This window comes from Leptolyngbya cf. ectocarpi LEGE 11479, assembly GCF_015207065.1.
GTDB classification, from domain to species: Bacteria; Cyanobacteriota; Cyanobacteriia; order Phormidesmidales; family Phormidesmidaceae; genus Leptothoe; species Leptothoe ectocarpi.
In genome coordinates this window covers 1-11,179 of record NZ_JADEXP010000214.1, presented here as the reverse complement: position 1 = coordinate 11,179, position 11,179 = coordinate 1, and the positions used below count along the sequence as shown (strand labels likewise).

Below are 11,179 nucleotides of genomic sequence, written 5' to 3'. Positions count from 1 at the left end.
GTATAGGGCCTCGACAAAAGAGGCGTTGAGGCGTAGGAAAGCCAGAACCTAAACTTCAGCCACCCCGCAAATAGTTTTGCTAATCGAGGTGGCTGAGGCATAATGTGCCCAGCCGCCAGATTGCCCTGCGCTTTCTGGGGGTTAGCCATCGGTACGGTGTTGGACGCACCTGCCGATGGTGCCAAATTTTAGGTTCTAGTCAGCCGTGGGTGTCACGGCATTAGTTGAAATTAAAGCAAAAATCTATCGCCGTCAAGATACAAAGTATTAACTTGGTGTTCGACTATTTCATATCAAAAAAAGTTGATGAGCTGCGTAGGGTGTATTGCAATGCACCTCAACAGAATCAAGACTCTTTGCACAATTTAGGGTCTGGCAGCGGCTCTTGCTTGGCCAAGTGTTGAGCAAAATCTTTAGAAATGCGAATGGACTTGAAGCCATTGGCGATAGAGCCCCGCAGAGCCTGGTCAGTGTAGCCTGATTTTGTATATTGTTCTCCTTGCTGACTAAACGGATCGCGGCCAGAAAAATAATTTCCCTGAAAATGGGCGCGAATGATAACCTCGTCATTAGGTTGAATATCTAGACCCTGTATTGTGTCCTTTAGTGGCTCAGGAAAGTCCTTGTGAACCGTGTTAAGGATGCGACGATGATTTTCTTGTAAGCCTCCCTGGAGGGTAATGACTTCCCACCAGTCCGTACGTTGTTGACAGTCTTGATCTGGTGCCTGAATCGTGGCCTCTAAAGCAGCGTTACCAGGAGTGTCATCAACAATATTTATATCTAGCACCACTGGCCCGTCGATCAGCTCAGGCTTTTCTGACTCCGCCAGAGCTGTGATCAGTCTCGTTAGTCCAATGGCCTTATCCGTACGGCCTGTTTTTCTCAAGGCGTTTAATGCCTCGCCCCAAGCTTCTTGCTTGGCGTAGTAGGTGGCAATGGTCTCCATGGGGCGATTTGCATTTTCTTTTCTGGCAAACTGGAGAATATCGTCAAGTAAATCTGTGAAGATCTCTTCACTAGGTCTGGCAACAGCGGCAGTGGCAATGGCACTCAACGCATAGGATTTATACCCGTCGGCCTGAATCGCTGTAGCCGCCTCGAGAGACTGCTTAAGGACGCTCTCGGCACTCTCGGGGTCCGTTAACTCGACAGCGGCAGTGGCAATGGCACGCAACGCATCGGATTTAGACCCGTCGTCCTGAATCGCTGTAGCCGCCTCGAGAGACTGCTTGAGGACGCTCTCGGCACTCTCGGGGTCCGTTAACTCGACATAGGCAGTGGCAATGGCACGCAACGCATCGGATTTATACCCGTCGTCCTGAATTGCGTTGGCAAGTATCTGAATATCATCAATTACTGTCTCATGATCGAGATCGGTTCTAGATAAAAAGGCCGTCGTCTCTCTTAAAGCACTAGCTAACTCAGCATCCCGCGCTTTTGTAGCGTCATTTCCCGTTAATCCTTTCAGAATCCCCTCAGCCCGCCCCCACTCAGCATTCTTTGCAAATGCCACCGCCGCCTCAGCCTGCCGTGCAGGTGGCACATCATTCAACAACCCCATCAACTGCCGTTTAGCATTCCAAATCTGTCCCTGGGGCGTCCAATACATCCAACCGCTACCCACTGCTGTCAACAGTCCCACCAGCACCAGTGTTAATCCCGCACCATACAGTCGCCGCTTGCTCAGCGTTATCAGCCGCTGCTTTTGTTCTCGCTTGCTACCCCACACCAGGTAGGGTCGCTGCCGCTCTATCTGCCACAGCTCCCGTACTCCAAACAAATACCGACCGCTACAGTTATTTCCCAACCACTCATTCACCCGCCGGTCCAGCAACCGATTCGCCCGATCCGCCGCCGACAGTTCCTTCCCCGCCAGCCGCATCAGCGCCGGTATCAACCGCTCATGGGCCAGCTCATAGCCCGTCTGTCCATCCTGCTCCTGCGGCGTTATCAACCGCACATCTCCCCGCACCAGCCAGTTCACCGCTTCAGCGACTTCTTCGACTTTCACCGTATTGCGCAGCGTATCCTTCAGCATCGGCAGGGTCAATACCCCCGCCCGCACCTGACTATCTAAGTCCGTCAGCGCCAGCAACACCTTCACCGCCGACTGTCGCTGGGCCGGAATCACCCTGGCATCCAAAGTACGCTCTAAAAATCGGGTCAGCAGTCCCTCCACCCCACCAAACTTCTGAAACGCACTTTGGTTAAACGCCCGCAGCTCATCCGCCGTTTGCCGTTCGATCATCCAGGCCAAGATCTGCACATCCACCGGAGAGATCAATCCATCCTCTCGACTGGCTAGCTCTTCTTCAGCCAGTTCGGTGACAAAATTTTTGTTAAAGTCCAATCCCTCCGTTTGGGCAATCACCCCTAACACTTTAGTCGCTTCACCAGGGGTAAATTTTTTAATCTGGATCACTTCCTGGGGTCCCAGGGAATAGCCCAATGCCTGATGTAAATCATCCAGCTGATAAAGTAGATCAGACCGGATAGAGACCAAAATTCTGATCGGTAACGGCACCGGATCGCGATACCAGGTCGCCAGCTGCTCAATAAAGGGCTGTCGGTCTTCCTTCCGCTTTTGATGAACAAAAAACTGCTCGAACTGGTCAAACAGCAGCACCAACGGATATTCCTGCGTAGCTGCTGCCTGCTGTAGCACCCCCAATAGCCGCTCCTGTGGCTCATCCATTGGTAACAGTTTCTCTAGGGGCAGCTTCAGCTGTTCCGCCAGCGCCTTAGCAATAGTTTTAGTCGGTTTTTGATCGTTAAACCGAATATATACACCCAGACAGCTTGCCTTCTCTGGAGTCAGCAGCGGCAACACCCCCGCCTGCAAAAAAGAAGTCTTACCACAGCCCGACTCCCCCATCAAAATGCCAAACCGAAAACCATCACTGGTGAGAGCCTCCACACAGTCCCGCAGCTGCCGCCTTCGCTGCAGCTGTGCATACACCTCAGCATCGTCCAGACTAAAGGGCCGCAGTCCCTTAATCGCCTTCCGCTCAGTCATATCATCGGGGGCCAGAGCCACCGCCTTGGGCATCGTCCGCACCGCTATCACCAGGGCCGTACCCAGCAGCCCCAGCACCGTCACCCAAAATGCACCGCTATACCATCCTGGCAGGGGCTCAGCGTCTAGGTCCATATCCAAAAACTTAAAGGCAATACCGCTTCGCGGGTTCAGTAAAAAGATCACCGTCACCGCCAGCAGCACCGCCAGGCTAAACCAGTTTTTGGATACAATCAGCTCCGCGATCCACCGGATAAAACCGCCAACCGCTTCAGTGGACTGCTTAAAAAAATCGCCAGAAAACGGAGAGCCTGAAGACACTATTGCAATCCTGCACACACAACCTAGAATGTATTACACCCCAGATAAAGAATAAGCGGTTGGTTTCGGTTTCGTCAGTAGCTGTTGATATTTCTCAAGTTAACGAATATGCGACCCCTGAGCGAAGAGTAAGCGACCCCTGAGCGGAGTCGAAGGGGCCGCTGGTTGTGAGAGTTGGCTAACTCCAAAGGAGACGCTGCGCGAACGACTCCGCTCAGCCAACCTGCTGCTCAGCCAATGGTGTTTGTGGGACGTTGACGTTGAAAATCGCCATCAAAAATTATTACCGCCCAGCTTTACCGCCAACGAATAAGCCTAAGCTGCCTAGAAATAGCGCCCCATAGCAAACGTTTACCCCCTGCCATGCCCCAGTTCAAGCGCCGCCACTTTCTACAGCTCGCCGGGTCCACCCTAGCCACCCTGGGTCTCAGCCAGACAGGCTTTTTGCAACAGTGCGATCGCTACGGCAAAGCACTGGCCCAGGCCACCCCTAGAAAACTAGCGCTGCTGGTAGGCATCAATAACTATACCCCTGACATCGGCCGTCTGCGGGGCTGTTTGACCGACGTAGAAATGCAGTACGAACTGCTGGTGCATCGCTTTGGCTTTCAGCCCGACGATATCAAAATCATTAGCGATCCCATTGACGGCATTATTAGCGATCGCATCGCCGCCCCACCCACACGGGACAATATCCTCGGAGCTTTTGAAGACCATTTAATCAACCAGGCCACCGCCGGAGATGTCGTTGTTTTTCACTACTCCGGTCACGGCTCTCTAGTAAAAGAAGATAACGGCATTCCTGAGTATGACAATCGTAACGGTACCATCGTCCCCATAGATGGCCGCGAGAATACTACACCTGAAAATAAACATGTGGATGACATCATGGGCAAAACACTGTTTTTGCTCTCCTACGCCCTCAAGACAGATAACGTCAGCCTAATTTTAGACAGCTGCCATTCTGGCGGCGGCACCCGAGGTAACCTAGTCATCCGAGCCGTAAACAACCGGCTGCTGAGTGGCGAAATCGAACCGTCTGATGTGGAGCTAGCCTACCAGGAAAAATGGCGTGAACATAACCAGCTGTCTCCCCAGAAACTGAGAGAACTACGCCAGGCAGGCATTGCTAAAGGCATGGCCATGGGGTCAGCCCGCATCAATCAGCTAGCAGCAGATGCCCCGTTTGGAGATTTTCATGCCGGTGCGTTTACCTATTTGCTGACGCGCTATCTATGGCAGCAGGTGGGCAATCATTCCTTAGAAAATACGTTTGTTAATTTGTCGCGCCGGACTCAAGATGTTGCCAAGAGTGCCGGTCTTGAACAAGAGCCCGTCTATAATGTTGCCCCCAACAGCAATTTCGCCCAGCAGCCTCCCTTATTTATTGAACCGCCTCAGCCCTCTGCAGAAGCGGTCATTCGTAAAATCGAGGGCAGCCAGGTCACATTTTGGTTAGGCGGTGTCTCCTCCCAAAATCTTGAAGCCTTTACCGAAGGGGCTGTTTTTAATCTGATCGACGCCCAGGGTAACCCCATGGGGCAGGTAACTCAGACAGGACGGGCGGGCCTAGAAGGATACGGCACCCTAGAAACCAGCGGTCGCAGCACCCTCAATCGCGGCCTTCTGATGCGAGAACAGGTGAGGGGAATTCCGGCAGATCTCTCACTGCGGGTAGGGGTGGATGAGAGCCTAGCCGATGCTGCCGCTAGCGCCAAGACTGCCCTGGCTACGGTCAATCGGGTCACTGTTGTTAGGGTGGATCAAACCCAGCCAATTGATTATTTACTGGGGCGACTAACCAATAACAGCCAGGCCATCGCCACTCAACAGGGCGTTACCATTAACGCTGCCATCGGCAGTATCGGTCTCTTCACCCCAGGGTTGACGCCCATTCCAGAATCATTTGGGCGGCTGAATGAGGCTGTAGAAAACGCCGTGGCTCGTTTGCGGGCGCGCATGAAAATGCTGCTAGCGGGACGAATTCTGAAGTCGGTAGCCAATGGCGAAACGTCTAACGTCAATGTGGGCATTGAGGTCACACCTGTGGCAGCTAGTGATCCCTTACTAAGCCGAGGCAGCCGCGCCGCTCAAGAAACAGGACTGATTGCCCAGACGATTGACACCGGCATCCAACAGGTGAAAATCGGCACCACGCTTGAGATGGGGGTAACTAACAATGAGTCGAAAAATCTCTATATCAGCATTTTGGTGATTAACAGTTCAGGCGATCTGATTGTGCTACACCCGGTTGACTGGGATGCAGATGAGATAGCTACGCTAGTCTCTCCAGGAGAGCGGCTGGTAGCCCCCGGTCCGGGTAGCAACTTTGTGTTTGAAGTGCTGGGACCGCCGGGTCACTTTGAACTCTTGGTACTAGCCAGCACCGATCAGCTACGGGATGCCCTCAAAGGACTCAAGCAAATTGCCCGAGGACGAGGCATTCGTTCCGGGAGTCCTATATTTTTTGGAGGAAGCCAGACCCGTGGTGCCAATGAGGGAGAGGATTCTCCGGTGCAGGTTCTAGATAGCCTGCTGGGGGACCTAAACCGCAATGCTCGCAGCGGCGGCATCCGTATACGCGGTACCCAACATTCTGATGCGGAGAGACTAGCGGCATTTTCCGCTGTGTTTGAGGTGGTGGCATAGGCGCGTGACGTCGCTGTATGAATAAGTGCAGCGGCCTGAGCGGTACTCCTACTTAGTAGAGAAAGGAGGCCCTTGATTGTATGAAAACCCTACTCCATGCGGTTTGTTTACTGCTCGTTATTCTTTTCTATCATCAGTTAGTGGTCACCGATAGCTATCCCAACGCGGCGTCAGAAAATCCAGTGCTAAGTATTTTGAGTACAAGCTAAATCCACTTAGAATTATACCAGGGCCGTAATCTATCCCCTTCTACCATGGCAACTCCCTCTAACTACTGGAAAATGACGGTCCTGACAGCCGCAGGACAGCTATCATCCCGAGAGTATCCTGAGGCACAGCAGCTGTTTAAACGGCTTTTTGCCAAAGTCATGACGGCTGAAGATATCTCCGATCGCAACTGTCAGAGTCGGCTGTGGCAAGTTTGGAAAACAGAGGCAAAAGATGCTGCGATCGCACAGCTCTGTTTGCGCTGCTGGCTGTCCCACCATATTGTCATCACCTGTAGGCAGCTGGCCCACAACTTTGGTGAGACCTATGGGTTTCGAGCAGCGGACCTATGGTCGAAAGTACTGGATGATCCGGGTGATGTCCCTCCAACACAGTCGTCATTAGCCATCAAAATTCTCACTAGCTATAGTCCAGACCGGGCTTCCCTGAGTGTCTGGGCCAAACGCCTCACCCAAAGTCACCGGGAGCTGAATAATTTTTTGCTCAGCCAGGGGCTGTACCGGGCTACACCGTGGGCCATTCTCAACGATACTCAGGTCTCTCAACTATCTCGATTTTTGCCTCACCTGAGTACGTCCATGCTAGCCACGGAAGGCAAATTACTCAACGCCTATCACCAGGTTTATCGCCAGGACCGCATCCGACAGCGCGCGGGCAGGGGCCAGCGCTGTTTGCCCCCCACCGATGAACAGCTCCACCGCATTGACCCGAGCCAGCCAGTTAATGTGGTGCGATCGCGACTGCAGGACCTGGCCGAACGGCTGCGGGAGTCTCGTGTGGCCAATCGAGGTGGGCCTCTGCCGACGCGGTCAATCGACGCTCAAGACTATCCTGAGCCCGTTGCCCCCGAACCTGACGAGACTGAGGATCAACAAATCCGTTTTATGGAAAGCTATCACCAAGATTTTCGAGCCACGCTGGGTGAGGCCATTCAGGTGACCGTCGCCGTCTATACCGAGCGTTACCAGGCACGGAAAGTACCCAAGGGAGAGACCTATCGTAAAGCGTTAGAGCTGTTTCACTGCGAGGGTTGTTCCATGAAGGAAATCGCAGCCATCGTAGGGCTCAACAACCAGGTAGCGGTGACCCGACTGCTCAACCTTAATCAGTTTCGAACTGAGGTATGTATTTACTGGCTGAAACAGCTTCAAGAGCGGGTCAAAGACCAGGCACTGGAGCATCTGTCTGCGGATCAGCTGGATGCGATCGCACAGCAGCTAGAACAGATTCTACAAGAAGAAACAAAATCGATTATGTCAGATGCGGCATCAGAGGCTCGCATGCCTGCAAATCGTACGGCCAAAAGTGTGTTTGCCCGACAGCTGTGTGAGGTGGTGCCATCCATGCCTCTGCCACCTGCTTGAGTAACCCGCTTCTACTACCCGACTTAACGCCATGAGTATTGACGCTTCTAATTCTGACAATAGCTTTAAACCTATTACAACAAAAACGATTATGCTATCTCCTACCTCTACCCAATGGGCCGCTGATATCTGTCAAACAGTTACAGATTTAGATGACCAGTGGCAAAGTTTCATGCGGGCACTTGCGATCGCCGGTTTTGAACAGTGGCTAAATGAAAGCAGTACACCGCTGATTATGACCTATCCACGGACAGCAGCACCGCAGACAGATACCCATGTGCAGGTGGGAGATTTTCGTCTGTGTATTCTACCCATGGGCACGCTGCAGGACGAGCAGGTTCGGATTCCAGCAGCGGCGGTGACTAGCAGAGATAAAGCACATCTGTATGTGTTAGTAGAAGTCCATGAAGAGATCGATCAGGTACATGTAGGACCTGGATTGCGCCACGACCAGCTCAGCAATCTTCTACCTCAGCATGCTGATGGAGAGAGCTATGTCGTACCGGTAGAACAGTTTACGGTCAGGCCAGAAAAGCTGCTATGGTATCTCAGCTGTCTAGAGCCCGAGGCCATTATTCCCGCTGTTGAAACAGCCCCTGTCCCCAGCCCAATTAAAGCAATCATTAATACTGGCATCTGGCTACAGGGACAGTTAGATACGGTCGCTGAACAACTAGCATGGCAGTTTATTCCGTCGTTGACCCCTAGCTATGGGTTACGAGGTTCTGAAATGCGAGACTCTGAGAAGCCTACTGAAAAGCTAGTCCCAATTTTAGAAACGCTAAAAAGACAGGGGGTAGAGATACCGACAGAAGCCGTAGGCGCATGCAAGTCAATCAGCGTTGGTGAGACAGTTTGTCAGGTATATACGCTGCTGTGGGAGCTGCCAGAAACTCATGAGTGGAGTTTGTTTGTGCTGGTTGGCCCAGCAGGAGACCAGCCTTTACCAGTGGGCATGGAGCTGCAGGTAAGTGAGCAGGCAGTGGTCATGTCCAGGAGCGAGCTACGCCACGATTCGGTGACGACATTTTTGTACATTCAGGTAATCGGAAACTTAGATGAACAGTTTACAGTAGAAATCGGAGCACCGGATGGAGAGACATTAACGTTGCCAGCATTTGGGTTTGAAAGTGTGGTGTAGTCTGGGGATAGGGGGGTAACAAAATCTATATTCCTCAACTTTATGAATAGAGGGCTGAGCAAAGTCGTATAGCCCTGGGGGCATGGGCAAGCCTAACGCGAAGCGTCTCCTCCGGAGTTAGTCCGGCTCAAGTAGAATTTCTTTAACCTCTGCTCCTTAAAAGTTTCAGGTTTGTGTTTCTTGAGGTGGTTTTGTGAAGTCTAAATCTCTTTTGGGTTGGCTATGGTCTTCGGCAATTGTGCTAGGAACATGGAGCATCGGTGAATTGGCATTGCCGATAGTTTTGTGGGCAGGTAGTCAGCAAATGGCAGTTGCTCAGACGCAGATTGAGGAGAAAACAGTCACCAGGAGATTAGATGAGAATAGTGAGATACTGGATGATGGCGGCTATGCAGCGCGTCATGAGTTTGAGGGCTACGAGGGAGGAATTATTGATATTGCGTTGGTCAGTGAAGAGTTTAACGCTTATTTGATTTTAGTAGGACCGGATGGGAATAAAATTGCAGAGAATGATAATAATGAGAGAAATAATGTACGATTAGTTGTTGAGCTGCCGAGCAATGGAAAGTACGAAGTTGTTGCTAATACGTATTCAGTCAATGAAACTGGTGACTACATTCTGTCTTGGCAAAATTCTTCAGTCAGTGAACTAGAAAACTATCAGCGGTTAGCAGACGCTGCAAACCTTAATCAACAAGCCATTGACTTATATCAACGTGGCCAATATAAAGAAGCAATCTTAGTTGCAAAAAGAGCCTTAGCAATTCGTGAAGCTGCCCTGGGAGCTAACCATCCCGATATCGCAACCAGCCTTAACAACTTAGCTTGGTTATACCAAGACCAAGGCAACTATGCTGAAGCACTACCTCGATACGAACGGGCTTTAGCAATTCGTGAAGCTGCCCTGGGAGCTGAGCATCCCGGTGTCGCAGCCAGCCTCAACAACTTAGCTGTGTTGTACCAAGACCAAGGCAACTATGCTGAAGCACTACCTCGATACGAACGGGCTTTAGCAATTCGTGAAGCCACCCTGGGATCTGACCATCCCGATATCGCAACCAGCCTCAACAACTTAGCTTTGTTGTACCAAGACCAAGGTAACTATGCTGAAGCACTACCTCGGTACGAACGGGCTTTAGCAATTTATGAAGCCACCCTGGGAGTTGACCATCCCGATATCGCAACCAGCCTGCATAATCTAGCCGCTTTGTACCAAGACCAAGGCAACTATGCTGAAGCACTACCTCGATACGAACGGGCCTTAGCAATTCGTGAAGCCGCCCTAGGGCCTGAGCATCTTGATGTCGCACAAAGTCTTAACAGCCTAGCCTTGTTGCACCAAGGCCAAGGTAACTATGCTGAAGCACTACCTCGGTACGAACGGGCTTTAGCAATTCGTGAAGCCACCCTGGGAGCTGACCATCCCGATATCGCAACCAGCCTCAACAATCTAGCTTTATTATACCATTATCAAGGCAACTATGCTGAAGCACTACCTCGGTACGAACGGGCTTTAGCAATTCGTGAAGCCACCCTGGGACCTAGGCATCCCAATGTCGCACAGAGTCTTCACAACCTCGCCGCGTTGTACCAATATCAAGGCAAATATGCTGAAGCACTACCTCGATACGAACGGGCTTTAGCAATTCGTGAAGCCACCCTGGGACCTAGGCATCCCAATGTCGCAACCAGCCTCAACAGTCTAGCTTGGTTGTACCAAGACCAAGGCAACTATGCTGAAGCACTACCTCGATACGAACGAGCTTTAGCAATTCGTGAAGCCACCCTGGGACCTAGGCATCCCAATGTCGCACAAAGTCTTAACAGTCTAGCCGTGCTGTACCAAGACCAAGGCAACTATGCTGAAGCACTACCTCGATACGAACGAGCCTTAGCAATTTCTGAAGCTGCCCTGGGATCTGACCATCCTGATGTCGCAACCAGCCTCAATAATCTAGCTCGGTTGTACCAAGACCAAGGCAACTATACTGAAGCACTACCTCGATACGAACGAGCCTTAGCAATTTCTGAAGCTGCCCTGGGACCTAGGCATCCCAATGTCGCAACTAGCCTCAATAATCTAGCCGGATTGTACCAAGGTCAAGGCAACTATACTGAAGCACTACCTCGATACGAACGGGCTTTAGCAATTCGTGAAGCCACCCTGGGACCTGGACATCCTGATGTCGCAACCAGCCTCAATAATCTAGCCGAGTTGTACCAAGACCAAGGCAACTATACTGAAGCACTACCTCGATACGAACGGGCTTTAACGATTTATGAAGCTGCTCTGGGATCTGAGCATCCCAGTGTCGCACAAAGTCTTAACAACCTCGCCGGATTATACCAAGACCAAGGTAACTATGCTGAAGCACTACCTCAATACGAACGGGCCTTAGCAATTCGTGAAGCTGCCTTAGGACCTGAGCATCCTGATGTTGCACAAAGTCTTAACAG

The 11,179-nt window shown here is 51.5% G+C and carries 6 protein-coding genes; 5 read left to right on the top strand and 1 reads right to left on the bottom strand.

Annotated features, from left to right (window positions below):
• Positions 1–346 precede the first annotated feature (346 nt).
• On the bottom strand, positions 347–3,340 hold the full coding sequence (locus tag IQ260_RS19915) for an nSTAND1 domain-containing NTPase (RefSeq protein ID WP_193994841.1): 2,994 nt from the start codon (positions 3,338–3,340) through the stop codon (positions 347–349).
• Positions 3,341–3,703: 363 nt separating this feature from the next.
• Between IQ260_RS19915 and IQ260_RS19910 the strand changes: the two genes are divergently transcribed.
• The 5 genes from IQ260_RS19910 to IQ260_RS19895 form a co-directional block, all read left to right on the top strand.
• Positions 3,704–5,989 carry a caspase family protein gene (locus IQ260_RS19910; protein ID WP_193994840.1) on the top strand — a complete coding sequence of 762 codons (2,286 nt, stop codon included), beginning with the start codon at positions 3,704–3,706 and terminating at the stop codon, positions 5,987–5,989.
• Positions 5,990–6,069: 80 nt separating this feature from the next.
• Positions 6,070–6,198: a hypothetical protein gene (locus IQ260_RS31540; protein WP_265579572.1), complete on the top strand. Its 129-nt coding sequence runs from the start codon at positions 6,070–6,072 to the stop codon at positions 6,196–6,198.
• 45 nt (positions 6,199–6,243) lie between these two features.
• Positions 6,244–7,581, top strand: a complete 1,338-nt coding sequence (locus tag IQ260_RS19905) for a sigma-70 family RNA polymerase sigma factor (RefSeq protein ID WP_193994839.1) — start codon at positions 6,244–6,246, stop codon at positions 7,579–7,581.
• Positions 7,582–7,612: 31 nt separating this feature from the next.
• Entirely contained in the window at positions 7,613–8,722 is a 1,110-nt protein-coding gene (locus IQ260_RS19900; RefSeq protein ID WP_193994838.1) for a DUF1822 family protein, read from the top strand.
• A gap of 193 nt (positions 8,723–8,915) precedes the next feature.
• On the top strand, positions 8,916–11,179 hold a 2,264-nt coding region (locus IQ260_RS19895), incomplete at its 3' end, for a tetratricopeptide repeat protein (protein WP_322745003.1).